The sequence below is a fragment of the Mammaliicoccus sp. P-M58 genome, assembly GCF_022386165.1.
Lineage (GTDB): Bacteria > Bacillota > Bacilli > Staphylococcales > Staphylococcaceae > Mammaliicoccus > Mammaliicoccus sciuri.
Genome location: NZ_JAJNJI010000013.1, coordinates 16,850 through 42,817 on the forward strand (window position 1 = coordinate 16,850; position 25,968 = coordinate 42,817).

At 32.4% G+C, this 25,968-nt stretch carries 35 protein-coding genes and 1 pseudogene; 2 read left to right on the forward strand and 34 right to left on the reverse strand.

Annotation, left to right across the window (positions count from 1 at the left end):
* Nucleotides 1–13: 13 nt before the first annotated feature.
* From LQ694_RS12995 to LQ694_RS13125, 26 genes and pseudogenes are all read right to left on the reverse strand, one after another.
* The gene (locus LQ694_RS12995) at nt 14–5,011 is read right to left on the reverse strand and encodes a phage tail tape measure protein (RefSeq protein ID WP_048542387.1); all 4,998 of its coding nucleotides are present in this window, start codon (nt 5,009–5,011) and stop codon (nt 14–16) included.
* A gap of 250 nt (nt 5,012–5,261) precedes the next feature.
* Nucleotides 5,262–5,711 carry a phage tail assembly chaperone G gene (gene gpG, locus LQ694_RS13005; protein WP_048542385.1) on the reverse strand — a complete coding sequence of 150 codons (450 nt, stop codon included), beginning with the start codon at nt 5,709–5,711 and terminating at the stop codon, nt 5,262–5,264.
* A 111-nt stretch (nt 5,712–5,822) separates the two neighbouring features.
* A pseudogene (locus LQ694_RS13010) lies at nt 5,823–6,503 on the reverse strand (major tail protein); the annotation flags it as partial.
* Nucleotides 6,504–6,515: 12 nt separating this feature from the next.
* Nucleotides 6,516–6,896, reverse strand: coding sequence for a DUF806 family protein (locus LQ694_RS13015; protein WP_229412507.1), 381 nt, complete (start codon nt 6,894–6,896; stop codon nt 6,516–6,518).
* On the reverse strand, nt 6,893–7,270 hold the full coding sequence (locus LQ694_RS13020) for an HK97-gp10 family putative phage morphogenesis protein (RefSeq protein ID WP_048542381.1): 378 nt from the start codon (nt 7,268–7,270) through the stop codon (nt 6,893–6,895). Before LQ694_RS13020 ends, LQ694_RS13015 begins: the two co-directional genes overlap by 4 nt.
* Nucleotides 7,270–7,602 (reverse strand): head-tail adaptor protein, encoded by a 333-nt coding sequence (locus LQ694_RS13025; protein WP_048542379.1) that lies wholly within the window; start codon nt 7,600–7,602, stop codon nt 7,270–7,272. The genes LQ694_RS13020 and LQ694_RS13025 overlap by 1 nt, the downstream gene beginning before the upstream one ends.
* The gene (locus LQ694_RS13030; RefSeq protein WP_048542377.1) at nt 7,592–7,924 is read right to left on the reverse strand and encodes a head-tail connector protein; all 333 of its coding nucleotides are present in this window, start codon (nt 7,922–7,924) and stop codon (nt 7,592–7,594) included. Before LQ694_RS13030 ends, LQ694_RS13025 begins: the two co-directional genes overlap by 11 nt.
* Nucleotides 7,925–7,935: 11 nt before the next feature.
* Nucleotides 7,936–8,130 (reverse strand): hypothetical protein, encoded by a 195-nt coding sequence (locus LQ694_RS13035; protein ID WP_048542375.1) that lies wholly within the window; start codon nt 8,128–8,130, stop codon nt 7,936–7,938.
* A 42-nt stretch (nt 8,131–8,172) separates the two neighbouring features.
* Nucleotides 8,173–9,399, reverse strand: a complete 1,227-nt coding sequence (locus LQ694_RS13040; RefSeq protein WP_048542373.1) for a phage major capsid protein — start codon at nt 9,397–9,399, stop codon at nt 8,173–8,175.
* A gap of 109 nt (nt 9,400–9,508) precedes the next feature.
* The gene (locus LQ694_RS13045; protein WP_048542371.1) at nt 9,509–10,117 is read right to left on the reverse strand and encodes an HK97 family phage prohead protease; all 609 of its coding nucleotides are present in this window, start codon (nt 10,115–10,117) and stop codon (nt 9,509–9,511) included.
* Nucleotides 10,098–11,306 (reverse strand): phage portal protein, encoded by a 1,209-nt coding sequence (locus tag LQ694_RS13050; RefSeq protein WP_376751187.1) that lies wholly within the window; start codon nt 11,304–11,306, stop codon nt 10,098–10,100. Before LQ694_RS13050 ends, LQ694_RS13045 begins: the two co-directional genes overlap by 20 nt.
* A gap of 62 nt (nt 11,307–11,368) precedes the next feature.
* Nucleotides 11,369–11,569 (reverse strand): hypothetical protein, encoded by a 201-nt coding sequence (locus LQ694_RS13055; RefSeq protein ID WP_048542367.1) that lies wholly within the window; start codon nt 11,567–11,569, stop codon nt 11,369–11,371.
* A gap of 11 nt (nt 11,570–11,580) precedes the next feature.
* Nucleotides 11,581–13,308: a terminase large subunit gene (locus tag LQ694_RS13060; RefSeq protein WP_048542365.1), complete on the reverse strand. Its 1,728-nt coding sequence runs from the start codon at nt 13,306–13,308 to the stop codon at nt 11,581–11,583.
* A complete protein-coding gene (locus LQ694_RS13065) occupies nt 13,292–13,774 on the reverse strand; it encodes a phage terminase small subunit P27 family (RefSeq protein WP_048542363.1) in 483 nt (160 codons plus the stop codon). Before LQ694_RS13065 ends, LQ694_RS13060 begins: the two co-directional genes overlap by 17 nt.
* Before the next feature lie 169 nt (nt 13,775–13,943).
* On the reverse strand, nt 13,944–14,300 hold the full coding sequence (locus LQ694_RS13070) for an HNH endonuclease (protein WP_048542761.1): 357 nt from the start codon (nt 14,298–14,300) through the stop codon (nt 13,944–13,946).
* Between the two features lie 132 nt (nt 14,301–14,432).
* Nucleotides 14,433–14,642 (reverse strand): sigma factor-like helix-turn-helix DNA-binding protein, encoded by a 210-nt coding sequence (locus LQ694_RS13075; protein WP_229412506.1) that lies wholly within the window; start codon nt 14,640–14,642, stop codon nt 14,433–14,435.
* A gap of 225 nt (nt 14,643–14,867) precedes the next feature.
* A complete protein-coding gene (locus tag LQ694_RS13080; RefSeq protein WP_070373048.1) occupies nt 14,868–15,326 on the reverse strand; it encodes a nucleoside triphosphate pyrophosphohydrolase family protein in 459 nt (152 codons plus the stop codon).
* Nucleotides 15,313–15,522 (reverse strand): hypothetical protein, encoded by a 210-nt coding sequence (locus LQ694_RS13085; protein ID WP_048542359.1) that lies wholly within the window; start codon nt 15,520–15,522, stop codon nt 15,313–15,315. Before LQ694_RS13085 ends, LQ694_RS13080 begins: the two co-directional genes overlap by 14 nt.
* Nucleotides 15,516–15,731 carry a YopX family protein gene (locus tag LQ694_RS13090; RefSeq protein ID WP_053076879.1) on the reverse strand — a complete coding sequence of 72 codons (216 nt, stop codon included), beginning with the start codon at nt 15,729–15,731 and terminating at the stop codon, nt 15,516–15,518. Before LQ694_RS13090 ends, LQ694_RS13085 begins: the two co-directional genes overlap by 7 nt.
* Before the next feature lie 60 nt (nt 15,732–15,791).
* Entirely contained in the window at nt 15,792–16,190 is a 399-nt protein-coding gene (locus LQ694_RS13095) for a hypothetical protein (protein WP_048542357.1), read from the reverse strand.
* Nucleotides 16,190–16,612 (reverse strand): RusA family crossover junction endodeoxyribonuclease, encoded by a 423-nt coding sequence (locus LQ694_RS13100; protein WP_048542355.1) that lies wholly within the window; start codon nt 16,610–16,612, stop codon nt 16,190–16,192. The genes LQ694_RS13095 and LQ694_RS13100 overlap by 1 nt, the downstream gene beginning before the upstream one ends.
* Entirely contained in the window at nt 16,609–17,316 is a 708-nt protein-coding gene (locus LQ694_RS13105; protein ID WP_048542353.1) for a hypothetical protein, read from the reverse strand. The genes LQ694_RS13100 and LQ694_RS13105 overlap by 4 nt, the downstream gene beginning before the upstream one ends.
* Entirely contained in the window at nt 17,300–18,229 is a 930-nt protein-coding gene (locus LQ694_RS13110; RefSeq protein WP_048542352.1) for a DnaD domain-containing protein, read from the reverse strand. Before LQ694_RS13110 ends, LQ694_RS13105 begins: the two co-directional genes overlap by 17 nt.
* 32 nt (nt 18,230–18,261) lie before the next feature.
* Entirely contained in the window at nt 18,262–18,744 is a 483-nt protein-coding gene (gene ssb, locus LQ694_RS13115; RefSeq protein WP_048542350.1) for a single-stranded DNA-binding protein, read from the reverse strand.
* Nucleotides 18,745–19,347: an MBL fold metallo-hydrolase gene (locus LQ694_RS13120; protein WP_080964691.1), complete on the reverse strand. Its 603-nt coding sequence runs from the start codon at nt 19,345–19,347 to the stop codon at nt 18,745–18,747.
* 95 nt (nt 19,348–19,442) lie between these two features.
* Nucleotides 19,443–20,351, reverse strand: a complete 909-nt coding sequence (locus tag LQ694_RS13125; protein ID WP_048542348.1) for a recombinase RecT — start codon at nt 20,349–20,351, stop codon at nt 19,443–19,445.
* A gap of 63 nt (nt 20,352–20,414) precedes the next feature.
* Between LQ694_RS13125 and LQ694_RS13130 the strand changes: the two genes are divergently transcribed.
* Nucleotides 20,415–20,885: a DUF2321 domain-containing protein gene (locus LQ694_RS13130; RefSeq protein ID WP_070373047.1), complete on the forward strand. Its 471-nt coding sequence runs from the start codon at nt 20,415–20,417 to the stop codon at nt 20,883–20,885.
* A 162-nt stretch (nt 20,886–21,047) separates the two neighbouring features.
* Here the strand turns inward: LQ694_RS13130 and LQ694_RS13135 are convergent, their stop codons facing one another.
* The 6 genes from LQ694_RS13135 to LQ694_RS13160 form a co-directional block, all read right to left on the reverse strand.
* A complete protein-coding gene (locus LQ694_RS13135; protein WP_048542345.1) occupies nt 21,048–21,383 on the reverse strand; it encodes a hypothetical protein in 336 nt (111 codons plus the stop codon).
* Nucleotides 21,380–23,332, reverse strand: a complete 1,953-nt coding sequence (locus tag LQ694_RS13140; protein WP_048542343.1) for an AAA family ATPase — start codon at nt 23,330–23,332, stop codon at nt 21,380–21,382. Before LQ694_RS13140 ends, LQ694_RS13135 begins: the two co-directional genes overlap by 4 nt.
* A gap of 87 nt (nt 23,333–23,419) precedes the next feature.
* Nucleotides 23,420–23,725 carry a DUF1108 family protein gene (locus LQ694_RS13145; protein WP_048542342.1) on the reverse strand — a complete coding sequence of 102 codons (306 nt, stop codon included), beginning with the start codon at nt 23,723–23,725 and terminating at the stop codon, nt 23,420–23,422.
* Nucleotides 23,726–23,905: a hypothetical protein gene (locus tag LQ694_RS13150; RefSeq protein ID WP_048542340.1), complete on the reverse strand. Its 180-nt coding sequence runs from the start codon at nt 23,903–23,905 to the stop codon at nt 23,726–23,728.
* Nucleotides 23,902–24,129: a DUF771 domain-containing protein gene (locus LQ694_RS13155; protein ID WP_048542338.1), complete on the reverse strand. Its 228-nt coding sequence runs from the start codon at nt 24,127–24,129 to the stop codon at nt 23,902–23,904. The genes LQ694_RS13150 and LQ694_RS13155 overlap by 4 nt, the downstream gene beginning before the upstream one ends.
* A 100-nt stretch (nt 24,130–24,229) precedes the next feature.
* Nucleotides 24,230–24,442 (reverse strand): BRO-N domain-containing protein, encoded by a 213-nt coding sequence (locus tag LQ694_RS13160; RefSeq protein ID WP_048542335.1) that lies wholly within the window; start codon nt 24,440–24,442, stop codon nt 24,230–24,232.
* Between the two features lie 48 nt (nt 24,443–24,490).
* On the opposite strand from LQ694_RS13160, the gene LQ694_RS13165 reads away from it, so the two are divergent.
* Nucleotides 24,491–24,700 carry a hypothetical protein gene (locus LQ694_RS13165; RefSeq protein ID WP_048542334.1) on the forward strand — a complete coding sequence of 70 codons (210 nt, stop codon included), beginning with the start codon at nt 24,491–24,493 and terminating at the stop codon, nt 24,698–24,700.
* 111 nt (nt 24,701–24,811) lie between these two features.
* Here LQ694_RS13165 and LQ694_RS13170 read toward each other — a convergent pair whose 3' ends face one another.
* Nucleotides 24,812–25,594: a phage antirepressor gene (locus tag LQ694_RS13170; protein WP_048542332.1), complete on the reverse strand. Its 783-nt coding sequence runs from the start codon at nt 25,592–25,594 to the stop codon at nt 24,812–24,814.
* A 33-nt stretch (nt 25,595–25,627) separates the two neighbouring features.
* Nucleotides 25,628–25,867: a helix-turn-helix transcriptional regulator gene (locus LQ694_RS13175; protein ID WP_048542330.1), complete on the reverse strand. Its 240-nt coding sequence runs from the start codon at nt 25,865–25,867 to the stop codon at nt 25,628–25,630.
* Nucleotides 25,868–25,968: the final 101 nt, after the last annotated feature.

Genomic DNA, 25,968 nt, shown 5'->3' on the forward strand with positions numbered 1-25,968 from the left:
TATACACCTCCTATTAAGTCGCTGGATTATATCTACCTTTTCTCTTTTTAGTTCGTTCGTATTTCTCGATTAATTTAAACACTTCATTTTCAAGTGAATACTTATCAATTACTGGCTCATAATCTTTATTTGCAATTGCTTCATTACTTGATACAAGTTTAGAAACTAAACTTAATAACATATCAAATTTCTTTTCAAGATTTGAATTACTACTACCTGAACCAGTTGAAGGATTTGGTAAATTATTAGGTCTCTTACTTTTCGGCGAATTTTTCTCTAAATCATTAGCAGCTAAAGCTAGCAATTTCCATGAATCTTCACTACGTTTTGGATCTGATGGTATTATCCATTCTGGATATCCTTCTTCTCCCAGATGATAGAATCCATTCCAAACCTTACCACCTGTAGCAAATCTACGACTACCAGTTGGACCCCAACCCGAACGACCATAAGGCAAATTCTTTCTCCAATTAGAGTTATTAAAGAATGCTAGTAATTGGTCATATCCAGATTTAATGTTTCCGTGTCCTTTCATGGCATATGCTTTAAATGTACTAGGTACATATTGTAACAAGCCTTGTGCAGGTGTACCTCTTAAGTTGTTAATATCTCCAATATTACCTTGCGTTACACTTGCATCTCCACCGCTTTCACGTTGAATTTGTGCAATAATACCATTCATCTCTTTGCTAGATAAATTTACTTTCATTCTTCTTGCTGCTCTTTGAATAGTAGAACGCCATTGTGAAGGTGCTTGTTTACCTCCACCTTTTCCAGATAAGAATTTAGCAGGATCCACTGTATTTCTGTTAGTAATATCTGCTGAATGACCTTTCTCTACTTGATAATGTAAGTGAGGTCCAGTAGTCCAATGACCACTGTTACCTGTGTGTGCGAATTTTTCGCCTTGTTTAACCTTACCTGTCTTGAATATATCTTTTAAGTGCATAAAGAACTGTGTGAACTTACCACTTAATAATTTAGCAACTGTACCGCCGCCGTAGTTACTTAATTTTGAAATAGTACCGCTAGTTGGCGCTGTCAGTGTTGTACCGACTGGTGTTGCATAATCAATTCCATAATGACGTCCACCATTAAATCCATATCCAGCTACCGCTTTATTAGGACTATATGGTGTTGTAATAGCGTACTTCGTGAATGAACTACCATCTCCACCACCACTATCTTCAAGCCATCCGCCAAATAAATCTTTTACGCCTTCTTTTAATTTTTTATACATTCCTGCCATCATTTTTCTAGGTAATTCAGGTAGACTACCGAAATCTACACCAAAATGAGACATGACCTTATCTACTAGTTTTCCTGGATTGGATGCAAAGTCCCAGACATCACCTATAGCTTTATCAAATCCTTTTTTCAAAGCTTTAGCAGTGTCTTTGGTACCATTAATAATTTGCTTTCCTGCATTATTTGCTTGAGCCATTTTCTTACCTGCATATTTACCTGCATCTTTTTTCTTGTCATCAAGCCAACTACCTAGACTAAATCTCGGTAATGTACCCGTGCTAAACTGTGGAGTATTCAAATAATTATAAGTTGCTGTTCCGTTATGAACTCTTGAGCCTTTTGGCAAAATAACCTCTGTATCTGTTTTAGGTGTCATTGCTAGGCGTCCATTCGGATACTCAATCATTTCATGTCTAAATCCACCAGGACCATTACCAGGACCTTTATCTCCAACTATCGCTCTCGTATGTTGTTTCAACCGACCTTGGTTATCAGATAAAGAGTGATTGTGTTTTACTGTACCAGTAGACAACTTAATCTTTTTAAATTTATCCATTCCAATTTTAGTAGCTACTGCATTGACTCCATCAATTAATTTGTTTAAACCTTTTTTAACACCTTTGACCATACCACCTATATGATCTTTAATTTTCCCTACAATACCTTTTAATTTATCCCTCATTGATCTAAAACTTCCAAGCACAGCATCTTTAATATTTCTTGCCATTCCCGTCGTTTTATCTTTTATTCCACGCCAAATATTAGACATGAAATCTCTCAATCTTTGATTGATACTTTTACTGCTAGAGAATAATTTTTCAAAATGATTCTTAACACCTTTATATAAAGATGCCACTTTATCAACTGTATTTCTACGGATTGATGTCCATATATCACTCATAAAACTACGCAATTTCCTGAATAATTTGAGTGAATTATCATATAATCTCGTAAAACTACTTCTAACATTTACATATACTCTTAATGCCAAGTTAGAGATTGAATCTCTTAATCCTTTCCATAGATTCACACAAAAATTTCTTAATTTACTAAAAATATTTTTTGATGAACTGAAAGATTTTGTGAATGCATTTTTAATAATTGCATAAATAGATTGGACTATATTTTTGATTCCAGTTCTCATATGATCCAAAATTGTATTTACTGACTTTCTCATGAGTGTAAATATGTTTTTAGTAAAACTATAAGTTTTTGAGAACCCACTTGAAACTGCTTTATAAATAAATCCTAGTGAATTTCTAAATATACTTATAATTGCTTTCCAACCACCACTAAGTATAGATTTAAACAATTGAATAAAGACTTTTCCTGCTCCTAAAATTTTTCCAACAAGCATTAACTGTATTCCGTTCCAAATTAATTGAAGTGCACCTTTGAAAATTTGTTTGATGCCCTCCCACATTTTTCGGAAGTCTCCAGTAAATAATCCTGCAAAAACTTTAATTACGCCCATAATTACATTTAATGCGCCTGAAATAACGCCTTTAATATTACCCCAGACTGAGACTACTAACCATTTAATACCTGGCCAAATAATTTTCATGAGGTTCCAAATCAAAGTCATGATCGGACGTATTATGTTACCCCAAATAAATTTGAAAACAGTTGATATAACATTCGCTATATTTTGGACTGCTTCAGTAATTTGAGCACCGTTTTGATTCCAAAAACTAGTTAATTGACCACCAACTTGACTAGCAAAACCTTTTATTGCATTCACAACTTGAATGAATGTATTTTTTATTTTATCTGCAAAGGATGTTATTCCAACTACTACATTCGGTGGAAATATTTTAGATAGAGTAATGATTCCGTCTTGTCCATTTCCTTTGAATAATTGGAAGAAACCTTGAAGTGCAATCTTTGCTGCTTTAAAAACATTCATTACACCTGAAACAGCTTTATTTACAATATTTCTAAATGTTTCCGACTTCTTATAAGCGACAGTGAATGCGATGCCTAAGGCTGTTAATCCACCGACAATCCATAATAACGGACCGCCTGCAAAACTTATTGCAGGACCAAGCGCAGGGAATAGCTTAACTAATGTAGCTACTTTTCCAGATAGAAATGCCATAACTCCTCCAGCTTTACTAATACCAACTAACAATGGTCCTAGTGTTGTCATTGCACTACCAATCACACTAATAAACGAACCAAATATAAATACAACCGGTCCTATTGCTGCAACTAAAGAACCAACAACAGCTATTGTTATCTTCATACCATTAGACATGTTAGACATACTTTTTAAAACACCTGTTAATCCCTTGGCTAGCTTTATAACGATTGGTGCGATAGCGTCACCTAATGAAATACCAAAAGCTACAACATTGTTTTTCAATATTTTTAGTTGAGACGCCATTGTTTTATATCTTTGATTAGCTTCGTTAGATAAAGCTTTATTTTCTTTCCAACCCTTACCAGAGATTTGTACAGCTTTCCCCAATAATTTGTGATTATTAGCCATTCTTAAAATTGTATCCGATTCTCTAATTCCTTTGATTCCTAGATTCGCTAAAATATCAGAAAGGTTAGCTCCTTCTTTTTTAGATTCTGATAAACCACCGATAAAAGTATCTAAAGCTTTTATAGGGTCGCTTTCCCATTGCTTTTTAAATTCTTTAGATGAAACGCCACTTGCTTCTGCAAACTCTTTCAAAGCATCTCCACCATAACCAACTGCTTTATCAATTTTTTTAAGTACTGTTGTCATTGCAGTACCACCTGCTTCTGCTTCAATACCTAAAGAAGACATTGTCGCTGCAAGACCTGTTATATCTGATTCTGTCATGCCTACTAACTTACCTTGTGCAGCTATTCTCATGGACATACTCATGATTTCTGATTCTGTAGTTGCCATATTGTTACCCAAAGCGACGATACTTGAACCTAATCTACTAAATGATTTTTGTGGCATATCAACGATATTAGCAAATCTAGCAAACTCAGTTGCCGCTTGTTCTCTCGTTAAGTTCGTTGACTCACCTAAGTCAATTATTGTTTTAGAAAAATCTAATATATTACTTTTCTTGATACCTAGTTGACCGGCCATTTCTCCTACTTCAGCAATATCCGTTGCTGCAACAGGTAGGTTTTTAGACATTTTGATAATTCCGTCGGATAATTTTTTGTAGTCTTTTTCACTACCATTTACAGTTTTTCGAACTCCGGCAAAAGCACTTTCATAATCAATAGAAGCTTTAACTGCAGCACCAAAACCACCTACAATAGGGGCTGTAACATACATACTCATTGACCTACCGACGTTTTTCATTCCATCTCCCATCGTTTTTAAATGAGGTCCAAATTTAGAAAAGTTATTCCCTAATTTACCAAGAGTAGTATTTAAGGCTCTTTGATGGTCTTGTAAAGATTTCATATGTTTTTTAGCTTCTTCTAATTCATGATCGTATTGATTTAACTTAGCTGCTGCTTCATTATATTTAGATGCAGCTGCTTGAGTTTTGGCACTATTTTCTCCGGTTTCGGCACTTAAACGGTCATAATTTTGTCTAAGTTCTTTGACAATCTCTTTTTGGACTTTTTGTCTTTTAGTTAGTCCGTCAACTTTTACTTTTGATTTTTCCAAGCTGTTATCGTAACGACTGAATTTAGATAAATTGGCAGATAGTTCTTTACTGACCATCCTCATTTGTCGATTTAAACCTGTGACACCTTTATTAAAGCCTGAACCGTCTAAGTCAACTTTTATGACCATATTTCCAATAGGACTTGCCATAAAATTCCTCCTTTCCTTCTAAAATTAGATAAATAAAAAAAGTCACTCATTTATGTTTGAGTGACTTAACCAAATATGTCTTTAAAGCTATTGGCTGCTTTTTTGTTTTCGATTTTTGATTCTACAATTTCCAAGAAAAAATTAATTGGCATATTAGCTATTTTTTCAGGATCCATTCCTTCATCAATTAACTTTTTAGCAATTTTTATATAATTATTATATACACCTTCAGGCGTTAAATCTTCAGGTGTTATTTCGCCTTCTCTTCCACAAACTTTTTTGTATCACTTGGTTCTCCACCACTAGTAATATTTCTAAGAACAGTACCTAAAGTTTCAAAACCTTTATCTCCACTTTCAAGTCCTTTTTGTAATTCTTCAGGCGTAAATTGATTATCAAAAGCTTCAGCAATAAATTGAAAAACCTCGTCTAAAACATCAAACTGTTCTTCTGCCTTCTCAGATGCTTCTTCAAGTTTTTGATCATACTCTTTCTTTTCTGTTTCAGATAGTTCTTTATACTCTTCATCAGTTAATTCATTCAAATCAACAGCATTAAATACTTTTTGCATTTTTGCTGAAAGTTTTGAACCATAAATAGTTTCATATAAAGTAATAACTGGTTTAGCTAAATATTTTTTCGTCTGAACTTTTCCTGTCTTTGTAAATCCTGTAATTAATTCGATTGATGTACGTTTCATTTGTTTTCCAACTTTCTATTATTATTTTTAATTTGGCCAAAATAAAAATAAGTAGAGGACAAATGTCCTCCACTCTTATGCTTCAGGTACGACTCCACCAGCAACTACTGGTTTTTCAACTGCAGGAACAACTTGTTCTCCAACAGTAGACATAAATTCTTCGTATGTTTTACCGAATGTTTCCATAAACACATAGTCACGACCTTTAGTTTCACCTTTTGCATCATAACCTGTAACATGGGAAGCTTCGTCGAAAATACGGTCAACAAAACTACCTTCAACTTCGTCATTTTGGAATTCTACTTTATCTTGTTTTGATTGTCCTTTAATAGACGGTCTAGTAAATTTACCTTTAAATAGACCAACCCACTCGCTAGAGCCATCATGGTTACGACGTTCAAATACTGCACCTACGTCTGGCGGAATATCTTTCGCACTATATTTAAATCCACCCGTACCTTTAGTTGCACCCGATAAGAATGCTTTTTGTTCAGCAGGTACAGTAACAAAAGTAGTTTTAATTTCTAATTTACCATTAGATACAGCAGTTGCAGCAACGATATCATCACCGTAATCTTCTTCTGATTCTTGTGGTCTTTCTACTTCAATTTCTTTTAAGAATCTTGTTCGAGTTCCATTACCGTATTCAATACCTTCTTCGCTATCTTTTTTAATTGGTGCGAAATAAAAGTTTGAGACGCCAATTGCAATCCCTGTAACTCCAGTGCTTGAAGCAAAGTGCTGTAGGTTTAATTTTAGTAATCTTTCAGATTGTTTTAAGTTTTTTAACATGTTTAACTCCTCCTAATTTTCTCTTAATGAAAAAACCGTACCTTTTACACGAATGATTTCTCTAAATGTAAGAGTCTCTATTTCATATAACGGTTCACGGTAATATGCTTGGAAATTCATTTTTTCCAATAAAAAAACAAGCATTTCTGCTTGCTCAAATGGTTCGTTTTCTGACCACCAAATATCAATTTGATAATCATATTCTCTTGAAAGTTGCTGATCATCAGCGTAATCTTCTGGTGAAAAAGGTAAAGGAACTATTCTCACTATTGGATTATCTGTTTTTTTATGAAAATTTTCAGGCACGATATATTTAAAAACATTATCTGCCAGTGTTATATCTTTGTTTTTGATTATCTCATTATAAATTTCACTCGTAATGTTTTTAATCATCGTAACCCTCTTTTCATTGCAGTCTTCATAGCATTAAATACTATATTTCTGCTTTCTTTTTCTGATTTTGTAATAAATAATTGTGGTCTTTGATACATTGTACCGAATTCAGTTGTATGAATACGATGCGAGTACCCTTTTTCATAACCAACAGCGACATACTTTTCTAACGTACTTCTATCTGTTTTTACATTAGAAATTGCAATATAATTCCTAGCGTGCCTTTGCTGTTCGCCGAGTGGCGTGTTTTTTCGAAGAATTGGAATGATAGTAGATGCTCCAGCTTTCAAGACTCTCTTTTCTAGTGTAGACATTTGTAATAATTCTCTCTTTAATCCTTCAGCAACCGTATTTTTAACGATTTTTCCACCCATTAAAAAGTAACCTCACAATAAATACGTATAAATGATTTATCTATATAATCAGGTTTATAATATTTAATATTATATTTATAACCTTCATGTAAGACATAGTGCTTATTGCTCGGTTTGTAGTCGCCTCTTGGATCACGAATTATAATTGTTTTGATAAACTTGCTTTCGTTTGAAAGTGCCGTTTGAGTATCTGTCTCTTTAGAGTCTTGAATACAAGCAAAGCAATTATATAATTCAACTGTTTTAGGTCTAGATGGTAAACCATTAACAGATTTACTAATATCTTCGCAAAAAGATACTCTTTCATTCAGATTATTTGAGTTAAATTTCATTTTCATCACTTCCAATGTAATCAATAAACCTACTTCTCAAACGATGTACTACACTCATTACCATATGTGGAGCATAAGATAATGTTCGTTCGTTAAAAGCTATTCTATTCTCATAATAGTACGCTGTTAGTGGAAAAACAGCAGTTCTAAATGAAGTCTGATTATCAAACCAATCTTTATGTTTTTCATATTCATCAGTTACTGCACTCGCAATATCTTCTTTTGCCCACTCATAATAAGCTTTTAATAAATCATCTTCATAGTGATGATCTACCTTGCAGTGCATTTTTAATAATTTAAAATCTTCTTCAGTGATTGTCATTTAATCACCTCTTATTTTTTATCTTCGGATTTTACATCTACTTTTTCTTCAACTTTTTCAGCACGTTCTAAAATAACGCCATGCTTCTTTAATTTCTCATTAATTTCATTCGCACGCTTAACTGTCATTTTTACAACATCACCAGGTCTAAAAACTTTCCCAATTTCAATATCTTTATAAATATGTTTCACTTTAAATTCTGTCATTTTATATTCCTCCTAATTTTGTTAAATTAAAGAGGCTTAAAATTAAGCCTCTGGTGTTACAGGTGCATCTGTGTAATTAATAACAATCGCTGCTTTATAATCAAGTATTCTTACATCTTGACGCGTAGCAACCATTAAGCATTCACCGAAATGCATGTAATCTGTCCAACCCGCTTGATATTGAGAACGGTCGAATAATACTAAAGCATCTTTTAGATTACCAAATACTAAGGATTCATTACCTGCAGTTCCAAATGTTTCATCAGGTAAAATTTCGACTTTCGCTCCTAATAATCGTTGTTGTGACGCTTCTTTCACATCAGGTTGAATTAAGTAATTACCATTTTTATCTTTTAACTTATCTAGTTTAGCAAACATTGTTTGAGAAACTAACGCTACATTGTGTTCATAATTCGGTCTAATGTTTAAATTAACTGCATCTTTAAGTCCGTCAATTCCTTCTGCTGCAATTGTTTGTAATTTAGTGTTATCACCTAATTCACCTGGTCCACCTTTTTGAATTACATCAATAATTGCTTTATTACGTGTAGCTGCAATTGTACGTGCTAACCACAATTTTAATTCTTTCAATACATCGATTTGGCTATCCTCGATTGCTTCGCGTGAAATTCTGAAATAACCACGACGTGTCTTGATATCGTACGACAATTGGAAGAATGGTTTAACTGCTAACTCTGGGTTTTCTGCTAATTCTTCAACTTCTGGTAAAGCAGCAACTTGTGATTCGCGAACCACTGGGTATTTCCCTGAACCATTCTTAACACGTTTAACCGTTACATATTTGTCTAAATTAAATTCAACTTCTTTTAATTTAAGAATTTCTGTAACTATCTCCTCTGGAATAACCACATATCCTGAATCAGTTTTTAAGCTACCGCCAGGGATATCCGCTCTTGCTTCAATGTATTCAGTAAAATCACGAACTTCTTGAGATACATCATTACTAGTATGATTTGCACCTAATAAATTTGCGTTCGGAGTCTTTTTACTTCTCTTTTCAGGATTATTGTTACGATTTGCTTCAAGATTAGATGGATCATCCTCATCATTTGAACTCTCCTCTTTTAGTTTTGAAAGTTCTTCTTCCTTATCAGCAATTTGCTTTCTAAGTTCTGAAATTTCTTGTTCTAACTTTTCAGCTTTCTCTAAATCATCATCATTTAATGCTCTTGTTGCTACTTTGATTTTTAAATCAATACTACGTTGTAAATCTTCAATAACTGCTTTTAATTTTGATTTCTTGTTCATATAATGAACCTCCTAGTTTAAAATTTTTAATAAAAAATAAGCTCTACCTTATTCGGTAAGCTTGTCGGATTCATTTGATAACGGTGTTAATCTTCACCGAGATATTGGATCACCTCTTAGACATATTATTTTCAATTTGTAATTTACGTAACCTTTGAGATAATTCCTCTTTTTTAGCGATATCTTCATTTTGTTTTTCTATCATTTCAATACTTCGTAACGCAGGTGCTACATCTGTATCCTTATAAGCAGGATATGTGACAACTGAAACGTCTGTTAATTGACTTATATTCTTTAAAGTACGTTGATAAATGTTGTTATTTTTATCAAATCTCATTTCATCACCGTCTTCACTCAACATAAAACCAAAAGAACACTGATTGATATTTCCTAGGCGCATATTTTCGTATAAGTCTTTAGCATAATTGGTATTAGGTAATTCACAACGATATTTTAAACCAATTTCATCTTTAGTAAGTTTTAATGTACCTGCAGTTGTTCTTCCAATAATTTGAGAAGGTATGTGATCTACTAAACATCTAACATCCGTTAAATCTGTTTCATTTAAAGCATCAGGTGAAATCGTTTCTTTGAAACCGCCCAAATCTTCGGACCATGTGTTGTATTTTAAAGCATAGCCTTCAATAAACATTTTGTTACTCTCATCATCGCTTCTAACCTCTATTGATTCGAGAGTCCTAATTTCCTTTCCCTTCACTGTCGTCACCTCCCTTCAATTTATTATTCGTACCTTTAGATTTATTCATTTGGTAACTATCCACCAGTTCAATGTTCACATGATTTAAATCAACTCTATGAATACTTCCAAATCCACCTGGCACTGGTGGTAGTCCATCTCTTTGACGAACTTCATCAATATTTGTTTTTCCTGAATCCAAATTGATTTTGTCTATCTCTGCTTGTGTTTTTTCGTCTACAACTCGTATTTCTGTTGTATCGAATTTAAATTCTCGAATTCCATCTTCATAATCATTATTAAACTTGAAATTACATTCGGCACAAATACAAGTTGTGTATGGTTTAAGTGTTGAAAGATAGTCTAAATTTGCATCTTCAATGCTCATATTTGTTGGCTCAATACCAAATTTATGAAGTGGTATACCAAAGACACCAGCAATTTCACGTGTAGACGATTTATTGTCACGTATAAGTTTTAAAATTTCAGTATCTACTTCTAATTGTTCAAATGACATTGATTCATCCATTACTACGACTTTACCAGCTTGTTTCGTACCACTATATTGTTTATGAAATGACTCTCTCGCTCTATCTCTTGCTGCCTTATTATCCAATACGCCTTTCATCTTCAAAATGCCACCAGCATGTGTTCCATTTTTTAAAAAATTATTTAAAAATGATTTTCCGTTTTTATCAGTATCAATAGTGTTGCTTAAAGTATCTAAAAGCGACAATCCATTTACACCATCTAATGAATAAAATTTGATATCAAGCATGTCGTTAAACTCAATTTCTTTCTCATAGCCACTGCCATCAGATAATGTAGAAGTTAATTTATAAAAATAATCACCATTTGGACGGATTTTTAATTGCACTTCTGATGTTTTGCGAAAACACAAACCGCTAGGATTTCCTTTTCTATCTCTAAATATTTCTACATATCCATGTGACGTTAATAACGCATTAGCAAAAACAATGAATTTAAACATATAGCCGTTATACATGTTATTAGGGCGTATATTAAATAGTTTTGTCAAAGGGTGGTTATAGTCTATTTGTTTGTTTTCAATCAATCTGATAGGCATTCTAGCCAAATCAGAGGCAATCATGGTAACAGCTGTAAAAATATCACTATTCTTAATAGCTTCTACTGAAGAATATGTTGTAATTGACTGTCCTTGAAAGCCTGGTAGTGTTTGAACCATCATTTGTAAATCATCTTCATTGTATTGTAGATCACGAGTGTTGTTTAAAAAGATTCCCAATCACTTTACCTCCTTTCTGGTTTAGATTCATGGTCAATAATCAATGCAATTAAAATTAATGTAAGTCCTGTTGCTACTAGTCCGACTATTTCATTAAATCTTAAATACATAGCAATATTAACCAAGGTTAAACCTAATAAAAAAAGGATGCCTGTTAAATTAGCAACCAATAACATTAAGAAGTCTTTAATTTTGCTCAATTTCATCAATACACCTCCTAGAAACCAAATTCTTCACTTTCGTATATTTCATCCCAATTTTCTTGGAACTCATGCATTCTTGCTTCAGTCCATGCAATAAGAACTGAAACAATACTGTCTATCTTTTCTCTATACATAGACTTATCAACTTTGCAGTTCCCTTCTTTGTCATATATAAGGACTGCATTGTTAACACCAACGTCTAACGCTGGATTACTTGCATGAATAATTTTTTCTTGAATGACATCAAGTTGAAAATCTTTAATTGGTTGTGACATTACTTTAAATGATTGACCTACTTCAATCAGTCGCCAGTTAATATTTTTCCGCTTCTCTAACGAAGTTAAAAATGTTTCTGAATGCCAAGGATCATAACATAGTCCAATAACATTTAAGTTATACTCATCTACATAATTAATTAAAAACTCAATTACATGTTCGAAATCTATAACTCCATATTCAGACCGTGTTAAAGTTGCATTGCCTCGGTTCACCATTTCTAAATAATCTATTTTGTCACGTTTTATTTTCGCTTCAATACCACCTCGAGTTCCAACAAATACATGTGAATCAATATAATACTTTTTATCTATAGGATATATAAAACCAATACCAGTTAAGTCATTTAATCTTGATAAATCGACACCGATATAAACATCTCTATTTTTAATATCAGGTATATGTTCAACACTTATTTTTTCCCAATCTTTTATATTGACTAGTGATGATTCACTATTTGATTGCCAGATATTAAAGTTCTTTGTTTTAATTTTATGTGTTTCACCTTTATCGATTTGTTCTTGCATATCGTCTTTGATTGTTTGTAAAGCAACATCATAAAACGATTCAACTTCAAGTAATGGGTTAGCTTTAATCCAATTTTTCTCATTATCTATTTCTTCGTCATTATCCATTTCAGCACAATAAACAAAGTAATTATCATTTTCGAACTTTCCATACATTAGCCCTTTGCAATATACATATTCTTTATACATCGGTCCATTCAAATTAAAGCCTGCTGTACTTATGATAGCTATTAATCTATTCACTTGTTGAATCATACCTGAACGCAGGACTTCAAACATTGAATCGTCTTTAGCTTCGTGATATTCATCTAGAATACCTATATATGGGTCAAATCCATCTAATTTTTTAGTATCTTTTGAAAGTGGCTTCAATATTGATCCATCTCGCTTATTTGCCAAAAGGTTTTTTGATTCTGTTATTTTAGTAATGTTGTATACTTTAGCCGATTTATCTCGTAATGAATTCAATTGTTTCATACACATTTCCCAAACAACTTTAGCTTGGTCTTTCGCATTGGCTGTACAATATATTTGTCTACCTAATCTAGGATTTTCACCAAAAAGTAATTCATAAAGATTAATACCAGCAACTATGATAGACTTACCATTTTTTCTGGCCATACTGATATATGCACGTTTAAATCTTCTATGTCCTTGTTCGTTCTGCCAACCATAAATACTACCTACAATAAACTTTTGAAATAATGCTAATGGATGACATTCACCTGTTTTAATATCTGGTAACTTCTCAATGAAATTAATAACATGTAATGCCTTGTTTGGTTGCCACTGAAATGCTAAATCCTCACGTTTTAAGTCTTTTAAATGCCGTTTACACGCTCTTTTAACCATATTTGATGCTAAAATGTCGCCTCTTAGCACTTTTTTTGCATAAAAAGTAACTGGATCAATTAATTTATTATCAGTTAAAGAACTCATCCATTGGGTCCTCTACAACTTCATTTTTCTTTGGTGCGACAATTTTTATACGACTATCTAAACTAATACCAATCATACTTGCTGCAGCTCTCATTTCCCTTGCTACTTCTAACCTTTTTGATACTGCAGGATTAATCTTGATGTTAATAATTTCACCGTCGTCATTTCGAACTGGTATATTATGACCATTCTCTTGTAGTTCTTTAGTGAGTTCCAAATAACTTGAAACTTGTTCACAATAGTGACAAACGATTTGTAAATCTAGGTTTGCTATTGGCAAATTTTTCATTAAGGGAACAATACGCTTATATTCTTTTTTGGCCAATTTACTTAACCAAGTTGGTGGCCGTTCAGGTACACCCTCAAAGACATTCAAAAGTTCTTCTTCTTGCTTTCGTTGTCTGATTTCATCTTTTGTTAAGTTCTTTTTAGTAACATCAGTCGCAACTCGTCTTCTTCCTGCCAAACAAACCACCTCCTTCATAAATTCGGCTTAAAAAAGGGAAAAAGTCACAAAGAAAGCCCCGCCCCGTTCCGGGGAAAAATTTTTTCTTGGCCGTCAAAATTGGTGGGGGACTTTTTATTTTTCAATTTTTCATTTTCTGAATTTTTGTTTTTCACTTTGTTGCTTTTTATTAATTTCGCTTTTTTAAATCTTCTTGTGTTTTTTTGTTATGACATTCATTACATAGTGGTTGAAGGTTGTCTTCATCCAATCTCTTTGACCAATCTACTTTTGTTGGAATAATATGGTCTACTACTTCAGCAATTCTTCCACAACTACTACATAAGTAATCATGTTTCAGAAGTATTCTTTTTCTCATAGTTAACCAAGCATTTGATTTATAGAAGTTGATATATTCTGGATCGTTTCTTCTTCTAGTATCGTTGTATGCTTTGTTTGTATATGTTTTGTGCTTATCACAATATGTTTCGTCTCTACTTATCAATGTATTACATGTTGGATGATTACATCTTCGCATGATACTAATATCAATCACTCCTTCATCACATAATAAAAGGACCAACACAATGTGTCAGTCCTAGTTATAATTTTTCTATGCTATAACAATATCATGATTAATCAATAGTTTGTGTAGACTGTTTGTTGACAACGTTGACTACTAACTAATGAACTTGATTCTCTTGATACACTCAGCATGTTTCTTTCTAATGTATTGTTCACTATAACCTAAGTCATATGCAATCTCTTGTAATGTCATACCATCTACATATTTCTTTCTAAGTATCTTGTGTTCTATACCTTGGAAGCGGTCCAACAAACTTAATACTCTTTCCTTCTGTTCTTCTAACTTCTTTATCCTCTCATTCAATTCCTCTAACTCCTCCTCAATACGGCTGACCTGTTGTAAGCGAGAATGAAAGTCATGCTTCTTTCCTAAGTCTGCTCGTGCATAACTTATTGAGTGCCACCTCTCCATTTCTTCAATGCATATATCTTTTTTTATCTCTAATGCCTGCTGTTGCATATCCAAGTTCTGGTATAACTCTAGCCACTCGAACAATACATCTCACCACCTTTATTAAGAAGAAACTAATTACAGTTTCTTTACATCATATACATTAACTTGCTGATCATCATTATCGTTACTAATCAATAATGTATTTCCAATTACATCATCCACAATATATTGGTTATTACTAAATAAAACTTTATCTCCTGGTGAAATGTTCTCTATTCGATTAATACTATGCTTTTGATTAAATCCACCTGGATATCTATTAGATAATTTATTTAAATTATGACCTGCCACTTCATCAAGTGTTACGTCACACATACTAGCGAGTGAAGATAAGTACCAAAGAACATCACCGAGTTCTTTAACAATTTCGTCTTTGTTTAACTCATGGCCATGGAATATATGTTTCTTAATGTTGTCTGCAACTTCTCCTGATTCACCTGTTAAACCTAACGCATAATTAGTTAATGCTTCGCTTATGTTTTGTTCAACGTTATGAGTTCTTAACGCTATCTCTTGATATTTATTTAGTTCCATTATTATCACTCTCCATTTTCATCTGTAAGATAATAAATTTAAATGCTTGTTCTTCTGTAAACTTTGCATTTACTAATTCGTCAAATAGTACTTTCATTTGGCGAAAACCTAATCTATTCTCATCAGTTTGTACTTGTTTCTTAAAGTCTTCTAAAGTTAACTCAAACATCATATTTCTAACGTCTTTGTTTAGCATTTAGAATCCCCCTCAAATATTTCCTTGCCGTTCTTGTCTAATAGTCCTGTGGATTGTAGTAGTTCAATGTCTGAAAAGTATATGAAATCTCCATTATCTTCTTCATCAAATACTTCTTTAGTCCATACACCGTCTGCATCATAGTTAATTCCGTGAACATCTAACATTTCTTTATCAAATTTATCCCATGCTTTAAAATTCGGTATCATCTTCTCAACACTTCCTTTACCTTATCTAAAATATCAGGGTGACTTTCGCCACCCTTTGTTTTATTGGATTTCTTCGTTTGATAATTCTTCAACTTTCTCTTCTCCGCCATCAAATAGTGTTTCGTTTTCTGTTTGTTCATGTTCTTCTTCATTATCAACATCTTCAATTGTTAGTTGGTCTGGATTCTCTCCACTATCTTTAAAAAGTTCTTCTCTAATATAATTAACTCTTTCATACTGTAGATTCATGAATTCTGTTGGAACATTATCTCCAGAAATTTTATATTTTGAGCCTGCTTCACTTACAGTACAAGTAATCGTTGCTTCGTAAGCGAAAAACTCGATTGACCATGTTACATGTTTATCGGTAGCATTAAATTGTTTTCTTACTACTCCATCTTGTTCACTTTCACCAAATGTTTTTTTGATTAGTTCATCTGCAAATTGAATGTTTCTCATTATAATTCCTCCACTTTAACTTTTATTTTTGGTACTTCTGCGTATCTTTTAGCACAATGTAATTCAACGACTAATGCATCATCAGTCCATATCTTTTCATTTGCTGCATCCATAAATGTTTTCACCAAATTATCAATGTCTGGTTTATTCTTTTTGAATGCATGTATCATTCTTTTTATTAATGATTTAGACCATGACTTATTCATTGGAAATTCAAATAATAAAGTAAGCTTGATAGCATCATCGATGTTTAATTCTGGCATTTGTTCTTTTATAAATTGTTTGTGTTTCATGTAAGTAGTAGGCATGTAAGTTTGAATAAATTTACCTACATTCCTAAATCTCGGTCTAGGGGATGCCATTGGTTTATCTAGATGTTTTACGTCTTTTTTGAACAGTATTGTAAATGAATGAACCGTCATGATACTTCAATTACTTTCTGGTAATATAGCAACGCATGATCCTTATAAAATGCTAATTCATGTTGTATTCCTTCAATATCAATTTCTGATTGTTCTGTATGTCTTTCACTAAGCAGAGCTAATTTGTTTTGATATTCTTTGTTTGCCTCACGGTATTTCTTAGCTTCTGCTAAAATGTTATTAGATTCCTTAACTAATTCATCTAGCTGCTTTTTGTATGACACTTTGTCTTCGTTAATCTTCTGATAATCACGTGACAGCTTTTCATACTCATTTCTCAGTTCCGTCTTTTCTTCACTAATCACTTTAATTTCGTCTTCAAGTAAATTAATACGACCATGTAATTGATTCTTTTCAGAAGTTAGCTGATTTATTTTTTTATTAAGTGACTTATTTTCTTTCTCTAAAACCATTTTTCTAGCAATAGCAACCTTTGTTGTTGACTCATCATTTTGTTCATCATTTACTATCTTCTCTGGTTCTAAAGTTTTTGTAGTTAATTTAGTATTAGTTGTTTTATTTTCATTTCCTTTAACTTCCGACTCTTCTTTTAATTTTTTAAATGCTTTATGATTTTCTGATCTAAAACTATAAACTGCTCCAGGTGTTACACCAATTTCTTCAGCAACAGCTTTAACTGATTTTAATTCTTGTAGTAATTCAAATACTTCTCCTATAGTTTTACCTTTAAGTAGTACGCCCAAATTCTTCACTCCATTCCATTATTTCTTTTTCCATTTGTTTTTTTGTTTCTTCAAAAGCTTTACGTTCTTCCGTTGACATTCTTTCCTCTTCACTACTTCTCTTGTTTTTATAGCTGTTATCTGAAACCCATTGCGGCGTTTTTTCAATTGACTTTAATATATAAGGTTCATTGCTCTTATTTTTATAATTGGTCATCTTTTGCTTTTCATATGCGCGTACCTCATCCATTGATTTAAGATTAGACTTTAACCAATCCTTTAAAATAGCTTTAGCATATCCCCAATTAACTTTATTTCTATCTAGTGCTAACTTTAATGCTGCTATCACTATTTCATCTGAATCATTCTCAAAGCTTTCTAGATAGTAAGTGATATCTTGTGCAGTGTATTGATTAATAATTCCGAATCCTGATTCTTGATAAAAGTCGTAGACGTTCGACGTCTTCTTATTCTCCTTATTATCATTATTTTCATTATTCTCCTTATTATCATTATTGTTTGTTTTTTTCTGTGTCTTTTCTCTGTCTTTTCTCTGTTCTTTCTGTGTCTTTTCACTGTCTTTTCTGTGTCTTTTTTCTAAATCAACATTTTGATAGACGTCATAATTAACAATGGTTACAAGCGTTTTTTTAGTGTCTTTTTTTACAACTATCATTTTGTCTTGTTCTAACAGTCGTAAAAATGAATCTACTTTAGTTAGTGACCACTTCCATCTATCGCCTAGTTTTCTAAGTGAAGTGATTCGTTGACCTCTTTTTACGGTGACTAACTTACCATCCATAATTGTTTTATTATCTTTGTGATTAACCATTAGAAGTAAATCAATCCATGCTTCAAATTTAGAAAATTTTCTATCTTCCTCATATAACCAGTGATTTTCAATTGATCTATGCAAGCTAATCCAACCAGCCATAACTCCACACCTCACTTTCAAAACTGGTTAAATTAGAATGGCAAATCATCGTCGCTAATATCGATTGGGCCATTGGCATTTGAAAATGGATTACTACCACTTGGTTGATACGAACCTTGATTTGTTTTACTTCTTTGGCCACTTTGGGCATTACCTGATTGATTAGTATTGTTACTAGATTTTTCTTTATTCAAAAATAAAATTTGAGAATTTACTTTATTTACTTTCAATTGCATACCGTAATTAGTTGTTCCATCTTGACGTTCAAAGTTATTATTTTGCAACTCGCCTTCAACACCTATTAAATAACCTTTCTTTGCATAGTTATTTAAAAATTCAGCAGTTTTATCGAAGGCAATACAACTTATAAAGTCACTCTCATATTCATCTTGATTTTTTTTAAACTTTCTTTGAACAGCAATATCAAATGGTAAAATCGTTGTTCCATTTGCAGATACTCTTATCTCTAAATCTTTTGTAATTCGGCCAATAAACTTACAATCATTATTATCCATTTATAAACCTCCAATATAGACAGGCACACCACTTGCTTCTTGTACCTTCCGTTTGATTAGTTCTGCATCAGAATTAGTATTACTAAGATGTATTAGATGAATCTGTTGTAATTGAGATAGATCATTCACACTCAGTAGTTTTATTGCATATTCTAAGCTAAAATGTGAATCCATTATCCTGTTAGCCAATCCTTGGTGAATAATGCCTTTTTGAACATTCTCTTGCATTTTTTCGTAGATATAATTTACTTCTAACATCAAATGCGTTAAACCTTTAAAACTGTACTTACAAAATTTTGTATCTGTAAGATATAAGACTTTATATCCTTGTGTACTTTTTAGTAAAAATCCCACTGGTTCAGCTGCATCATGTTCTATTTCAAAAGGTAAAATTGACCATGTACCGATTCTTGTTTCCTGTTTAGCTTTTACTGAATACAGTCTGTGACTTTGAATATTTTTTACTTTCCTTGTTCCCCTGGTCATGTAACAATTAATTCCGTTCTTTAAATACTGGTCTGTGTATTTAGCATGATCACCATGTTCATGAGTGATGAGACAACCTGCTATATCTCTTGTTCTGTATTGAAGGGCTTTTTGCACCTTTTCATACTTCACACCCGCTTCTAATAAAAGCGTGGTTCTGCCATCTGAAATACGATAGCAGTTACCACTTGAACCAGTTGCTATAATATCAATTAAAATGGTTCTTCATCCTCTGTTGTTTGTTGTGCAGGTTCTTCTTTAATCTCTTCTACTTCTTCAAAATCAGTAACATCAGTTGTCTCTTTATGTGGTACTTCTTCGAATTCTAATAGTTCTTTATTCGCATTTGCTTCTTCTTCAGCATCTAAAATTTCTTTTCGTTGTCTATTGTCTCTATTTTTAATTTCACTTGATAAAAGACTACTGTCATCAGAACTATTTAATAGTTTCTTACATGCTCTATTAATTACAGTCTTTTTGGCCATTTCTTGGGGGAATCTTCTATGCGTTCCATCTTCCTTGAACTTGCCGTCATATACCATTTGAGATTGTTTCCATGCTTCTTCAATTTCTTCGAAGCTCATAATCTCTGTATAGTTTTTACTTTCATCCTCAAACACAACAGTTGCATATGCACCAATGATTTTTTTACTATCTCTGTTTCCGAATGATTGAGAATGTTCTAAATCGACGATTTTACCGTTCTTTGTTTTATATTTAACTTCATCACCTTCAAAGATAACTTCAGCATTTATTTCTTTAGCACCAGTAACTCGTCTTGTAACTGCCATCGTACCTAAGTAAGAACGTTGGAACTGAACTTTATCTCCGTACATAATAAAGTAACCTTGATTTTTAGCTGGATTTAGTCCTTGTACGACCATATCCATTAACGCGTTGGCAATACTGTTTGGATTAGCAAACTCAAGCGCCGGCTTATAACCATCTTTCTTAGAACCTTTTAAATCCTGAAGTGTTAACATTGCTGATTTCATTGCATTTTCAGGTGAATAGTTTTCAGGAAACTTTAGATCACCCTGTGTTTCTAAACTCTTAACTCTAGCTAGGACGTTGTCTCCCATTTTTTGATTTTTTACTAATACTTCGTTTTTATTTGTCATATATATAATCTCCTTTATTGTGTATAATTAAATTAATTTATTATGAAAGCGTGGTGATAAAATATGCGCGGTTATTATGAAAATGCTACAATCTGTTTAAACGGTCATGTTGCATCGAGTCAAGTTTCAAATTACATAAAATTTTGTAAAACATGTGGTGAATCTACAATTTCAAACTGCTTAAAATGTGAATTCCCAATTGAAGGTTCTTATCGTACTCGAGACTTTATAGATTTCACTACGTATAACCCACCAAACTATTGTCATGAATGTGGAACAGCTTATCCTTGGACAGAAAAAATATTAAATAATATTATCGAATTAGTTTCGTTAGACGATGAGTTATCTCAAGAACACAGAACAATAATCAAAAACGCAATTCCTGATTTAATTATTGATTCACCTACAACACCTTTAGCTCAAGCAAAATATAAAAAATATATGTCTCAAGCTGCTGAATATGTGCAAGAAGGAGCTAGAAATTTACTAATTGATTTAGTAAGTGAAGCTGTTAAGAAATCATTATTTAATTAAATTTGTGTCTGCATCTCGTACAATAGTTAGCACTACCAATTACTCTTGATGAACAAATTGGACATGCTTTAGTATTTAGATAAAACTCAACTAATTTACTAACACTTCTAATCTCCTCCGCCAAGATGATGATTAGGAGTGTTAATTTTAATACTTTAAGTTTCATCTTAATTCCTCCACGTCTTTAATTAATTGAATATCTTCTTTGCTCACTTCATATAGACAATTCATTCTTGTTGCTACCAGATAAACATCAATTGAATTTGTTTCTATTTCAACCATTTCTTTAATATAGTCATTCTCGTTAAGTTCATATGTGGCTGATTGTTTTAATTTATATCGATAACCTGCAATAAATCCCTTATCAACACAATCAACTTTCTTTCTAACAACAACATATTGTTCGTTATCGTCATTAACTTCTGATATAAGAGGATAACTATTCGTCTTCTTCCAACGTTTATTTATTCGTACATAATCACCTAACTCATATTTCATTCGCTTTTCTCCATTCTTAATGTGTCGTCTTGTTTACTAACAACTAATCTAATTTGTTGTGATTTTGTTGGTAAGATATCTATTACTGATTCAGCATTATCGATAAAGATTGGTGCATTAATTTTGTAGTGATCACACAACGTATTAATGATGTCTAGTCCTGCATTAAGCTTTTTAGCACTATTTAATCCCCTGTGATACTCAATCCCATTCACAGTTGTTTCACACGTTTCTTTAACTTCTCCGTCAACTTGTGTATAGAATAATTTAAATGTCACATATTTAAACTTTTCATTGATGTTATCTGTTAACTTATTGATTTTTGTAATCGTGAATTTATTCAGTTTGTAAAGTTGGCCAGAATAAATTTCTTTGTCGTCTAATAACTCATCTTCTTTATTTCTTAATTCTTGAATACGCTTTTCTATATTTTTATTAGATGCAGCAATCGACTTCAATCTATCTAGATTTTCTTTTTCAGCGTTTAACTCATTTAACTGTGAATCTAATTCATCGAGTTGATCATCTACTTCTTCTTGAATATTCATACGTTTTTTATTGAGTTCCTCAATATCGCTTTGAACTTCTTGATATTCGCTTGATTGTGTAACATCTGTGATTTTTGATTTCAGGCTATCGATTTTCCTTTTGATTCTTTTAGACTTCTCTGTAGCTTCATCTATTAATTTTTGATGTTTATTATTTTCTTCGTCTAGTGCATCAATGATTGGTTTAATCTTTTTACCATCTGCCAATACTCTTTCCATAGACCCTGTAATAACCTCAAGTTGAAGTGACTTTTCTTTGTTAAACTTTTTGAGTGCATTTTCTCTTGCCTCATTCAATTTTTCTATTGGTAACTCTTGACCACAACATGAACAAACTTTTTCATCTACATATTCAAACTTGTGATTTTTGGCCATTTCTAAATCAGACTTTAATCTTTTATGCTCTGCTAAAAGTTCTTTTCTTCTACCTTCTTCATAATGAATCTGAGCTAGATTATTCTTCATTTTTGATTTGTAGTTCAAAATAGTACTTTCTTCGGCGTTAAACTCATTCATAAGTGAATGAATTCTTGATTCAGTATTAGATGAGTGATCTCTTTTGATTCTTTCTAATTCTGATTGTTTATCTTTAACTTGATTACGCAACTCAATTTCTGCACTTCCGTTCTGCAACTCGTATCTCTTATTAACAAGTGCTTGAATGTTGTCTTCAAGCTGTTTGTAATCAGATTCATTCAATCCATCTACTTCAACCAATGAATGTGATGCTTCATTAATACGTGTTGGTATATCTTTAATTTGTTGATTGATTTGTTTTATCTTATCTACAACTATCTTCTTCTTTGTTTCAATATCATAATCAGTAAGTAATTCTTTTAATCCCTCTAGTTCTGAATCGCTTGCAATGACATCATCATCTGTAATGTCATCTGCAATTTGAAATAATAGTTCCCTACGCTTTTTCCAATCAAGATTATTGAAAGCTGTAGGATTTGTAATAAGTTTAAAAACTTCTTCATCTACAATCTCAGCCACTCTATTTTTGTAATCTGTAACTTTTACCTTTTCATCATTCACATATTGGTACTTTGTTCTACTTCTGGTATATTCTTTACGATTTGTTTTTTGATTTGTAGAATATTTTGGGTGTGACTCTTTCTTAAGTGTTAGTAATCCACCATCAATCTCAAATTCAGCAATTACTATAGGGATTAGTTCATATAGTTCTTCTCCATTTTCATCTTCAGGTACAGGATTAAACGATTTAGTTGTCCCGTCTAATCCTTTATCAAATAGCAACCATTGTAACGCAGTAGCTGTTGTTGTTTTACCTGTACCGTTTTGGCCAAAAATATCTGCATCTTGGCCATTAAATTCAAAAGTTTGATTTTTAAAGCCTGCAAAATTCTCCATTACTAATTTGTTTAATTTTAATTGCATTGCTAAATATCCTCCTTCGTGATATTCTGTAAGTGTATTTTTAATTCACATTGCGCCTTCTCCAATTGCCGTTGGATTAGGCATTTTTTAATATCGTGCCTTAATTTTGAAATCATACGGTTTATTACTGCCCTTTAGTATTTCAACCATTAGTGCGTCTACTTCGCTTGTGTTGTCGTCAATCCAACTTAAAATTGTCTCATTCATTTCTTCAAAAAGACCTTCAGCTGTATCTTCAACATGTACTTCTGCAGCAAATACCAAATCATGATTAGTACTAAATACCTTTACTAAAATTAGGTCATCCCCTATAACTTCATAGCGATGTAAAAATTTAAATCCGTAATGGTATTCTGTTTTAGTTACTTGAGAACCTGTTTTAAAATATGACAATTACATTTCCTCCTGTTCTAAAAATATTTGATCAGCCATTTCAAATCCAGCTACCGTCAATAGCCAAAATAGAAACGAATGCTCAATAGGTGTTGTACTAAATGACGATATAATAAAGAACTCAACTACAATTGCTAGTGTTAATGCTGGGTATTTGATGATGTTCCATGCTACAGTCATTTCACTGCCTCCTCAAATATCTCTTTGAAGTTATCTTCTAAGAACTTTCGCATTTCAGAACCAATGAAACGATATTGATCATTACTGTTGATTGGATAATGCGCAAACTTCTCAATTTCTTTTTTAAATTTAGGTACTTTTAAAATGTTGTCTTTAACCCAATTTCTAGTGCGTCCCGTTTCATTCATTAAGTCCTCCATGCTCCACCATGTTTTTGTATACATTCCTCATCAACTCCTTAAATTTCAATTTGCGATGCTTTTAAATCTTTAATATGTTGAATTGCCATATCTACATCTTTACGTTTATTGTGATTAAACCTGATTAGTTAATGAGTGTTACAGTTCTCTTCTGACCTGCGTAGTCAATTTGGCTACGCAGCTTATCTTCTTCATCTACTTTCTTATTGATTGCTCCTCGATAATCTTCATATCCTAAAATCTGAGCGACATCGTTACCTACAAAATATGGTTCTTCGTTTACAACTACCGTCCTTACTTCATTTGAATTAAAATTGAAAATTTGTAATTCTTGCATATCGTGCATGCTCCTTTCTGCTATACTCCTTATTAGGAGGTGATACTTATGTTTGAGGGAATGCCATACGATCCAAAAGGATTTGCAGCAGCATATATACAAACCCTTCCTCATGCTAAAACGCCTGAGGATTTTGATACTGAAGATGAATTCTTTGAATATATGGATAATAGACGAAATTCATATTTCCATCAGTATCTAAAATCACTTGAATTTGCTAACAGTTTTGCGAAACACGAAGAAGAAATCGATGGATAATCATCTTCTTTAGTACTTAAATGATTTTCAATCCTACATACCTTCCATGTCACAACTGCCATTGTGATGAGGAGGGTTATTTTTTGTAATTCGTTCATTTAGGTTCCTCCTTTAAGTTGGTTGGTTTTGCTTTTCAATTGTTGGTAATATGCCATTTTCTTTCAGTAAGTTATATAAGAAAATACGACCTTTTTGCGTCCATTTTGTATGCAAACTAAAATCTTCTGTACCATCTTTTTTTACATATCTATGTGGTTCAGAATGCGTATAACCTTTATCGTGATACTTCGCATACAATAACCACTGCCCAGATTGTTTAAATTGAACTTTTAAATCATGCAATACTTTGTTTAAAGTTTGAGCTGACATACCATAATCTTTAGCTATAGCATTTACAGTGATAAGCTTTTTACTTTTGAGTATTTGGTCATAGTAGTCAGCTTTAGGTTTCAATTCGCCTACTTGTTGTTGAAGTAACATTCTCTGTTCTTTCTCTTTTTTAAATTCTTTTAATACTGTAATAATGTAATCTGGGTTTTGTATCGTTTGTTCAATCACACTGTCAGTAGCATATATCCCATGTTTTCTGATTGCTGGTAAAACTTCTTCAAAAACCCATTCTTCAAATTGCTCTGCTTGTGGTAGTTTAGATTTTGTAATTAATCTGTATAAGTTACCTTCGTCGATAAATTTTTTCTTTTGAGTACCTCCATTTGAAAGGACGGAACGAATTGTTACCCCCTTTTCTTTTGTGTGGTCTCTTATTGCTTTTCTTGGATTGGTATATCCTAATATTTCAGCAACTTTTATTGCAGGAAACCATTCTTTACCTTCGACGGTTAAAATTTCTAAATTCCCGAATTGTGAATTTTGAAATACTTGTAAATCTTGCATTGGTTAATCCTCCTTTTATCACAAAATGTGATATTAATATTTAAAAAAAATATCTTCAACACTTACATCAAAGGTACTTGCTAAAATTTCCATTTCATAATCATTGAAAGGATACTTACCTTGTTCTTTTTGCTCATATTGTCTACGTTGTAAACCTATTAAGCTTGCTACATATTCGGTAGTGAATTCTTCAGATAATCTAAGCTTACGTAACTTAGTTTTGGGCTTTAAGTACCTTTCTCTAAGTACTTTCTTTTTATCTGTCGCTGTCATTTGCTTAACACCTCCTTCGTTGATTGCAAATACAATATATCACGTATCGTGATGTTTTTCAATGCTTTATTATCACATTTTGTAATATTTATTATTGTTTC

Coding starts and splice junctions, on each gene's coding strand:
- LQ694_RS12995 (WP_048542387.1), bottom strand. CDS start 5,011: ATGGCAAGTCCTATTGGAAATATGGTCATAAAAGTTGACTTAGACGGT.
- gpG (WP_048542385.1), bottom strand. CDS start 5,711: ATGAAACGTACATCAATCGAATTAATTACAGGATTTACAAAGACAGGA.
- LQ694_RS13015 (WP_229412507.1), bottom strand. CDS start 6,896: ATGATTAAAAACATTACGAGTGAAATTTATAATGAGATAATCAAAAAC.
- LQ694_RS13020 (WP_048542381.1), bottom strand. CDS start 7,270: ATGGGTGGAAAAATCGTTAAAAATACGGTTGCTGAAGGATTAAAGAGA.
- LQ694_RS13025 (WP_048542379.1), bottom strand. CDS start 7,602: ATGAAATTTAACTCAAATAATCTGAATGAAAGAGTATCTTTTTGCGAA.
- LQ694_RS13030 (WP_048542377.1), bottom strand. CDS start 7,924: ATGACAATCACTGAAGAAGATTTTAAATTATTAAAAATGCACTGCAAG.
- LQ694_RS13035 (WP_048542375.1), bottom strand. CDS start 8,130: ATGACAGAATTTAAAGTGAAACATATTTATAAAGATATTGAAATTGGG.
- LQ694_RS13040 (WP_048542373.1), bottom strand. CDS start 9,399: ATGAACAAGAAATCAAAATTAAAAGCAGTTATTGAAGATTTACAACGT.
- LQ694_RS13050 (WP_376751187.1), bottom strand. CDS start 11,306: ATGATGGTTCAAACACTACCAGGCTTTCAAGGACAGTCAATTACAACA.
- LQ694_RS13055 (WP_048542367.1), bottom strand. CDS start 11,569: ATGAAATTGAGCAAAATTAAAGACTTCTTAATGTTATTGGTTGCTAAT.
- LQ694_RS13060 (WP_048542365.1), bottom strand. CDS start 13,308: ATGAGTTCTTTAACTGATAATAAATTAATTGATCCAGTTACTTTTTAT.
- LQ694_RS13080 (WP_070373048.1), bottom strand. CDS start 15,326: ATGGAACTAAATAAATATCAAGAGATAGCGTTAAGAACTCATAACGTT.
- LQ694_RS13085 (WP_048542359.1), bottom strand. CDS start 15,522: ATGCTAAACAAAGACGTTAGAAATATGATGTTTGAGTTAACTTTAGAA.
- LQ694_RS13090 (WP_053076879.1), bottom strand. CDS start 15,731: ATGATACCGAATTTTAAAGCATGGGATAAATTTGATAAAGAAATGTTA.
- LQ694_RS13095 (WP_048542357.1), bottom strand. CDS start 16,190: ATGAGAAACATTCAATTTGCAGATGAACTAATCAAAAAAACATTTGGT.
- LQ694_RS13100 (WP_048542355.1), bottom strand. CDS start 16,612: ATGACGGTTCATTCATTTACAATACTGTTCAAAAAAGACGTAAAACAT.
- LQ694_RS13110 (WP_048542352.1), bottom strand. CDS start 18,229: ATGGCTGGTTGGATTAGCTTGCATAGATCAATTGAAAATCACTGGTTA.
- ssb (WP_048542350.1), bottom strand. CDS start 18,744: ATGGATAATAATGATTGTAAGTTTATTGGCCGAATTACAAAAGATTTA.
- LQ694_RS13125 (WP_048542348.1), bottom strand. CDS start 20,351: ATGACAAATAAAAACGAAGTATTAGTAAAAAATCAAAAAATGGGAGAC.
- LQ694_RS13130 (WP_070373047.1), top strand. CDS start 20,415: ATGCGCGGTTATTATGAAAATGCTACAATCTGTTTAAACGGTCATGTT.
- LQ694_RS13135 (WP_048542345.1), bottom strand. CDS start 21,383: ATGAAATATGAGTTAGGTGATTATGTACGAATAAATAAACGTTGGAAG.
- LQ694_RS13140 (WP_048542343.1), bottom strand. CDS start 23,332: ATGCAATTAAAATTAAACAAATTAGTAATGGAGAATTTTGCAGGCTTT.
- LQ694_RS13150 (WP_048542340.1), bottom strand. CDS start 23,905: ATGACTGTAGCATGGAACATCATCAAATACCCAGCATTAACACTAGCA.
- LQ694_RS13155 (WP_048542338.1), bottom strand. CDS start 24,129: ATGTATACAAAAACATGGTGGAGCATGGAGGACTTAATGAATGAAACG.
- LQ694_RS13160 (WP_048542335.1), bottom strand. CDS start 24,442: ATGCAAGAATTACAAATTTTCAATTTTAATTCAAATGAAGTAAGGACG.
- LQ694_RS13165 (WP_048542334.1), top strand. CDS start 24,491: ATGTTTGAGGGAATGCCATACGATCCAAAAGGATTTGCAGCAGCATAT.
- LQ694_RS13170 (WP_048542332.1), bottom strand. CDS start 25,594: ATGCAAGATTTACAAGTATTTCAAAATTCACAATTCGGGAATTTAGAA.
- LQ694_RS13175 (WP_048542330.1), bottom strand. CDS start 25,867: ATGACAGCGACAGATAAAAAGAAAGTACTTAGAGAAAGGTACTTAAAG.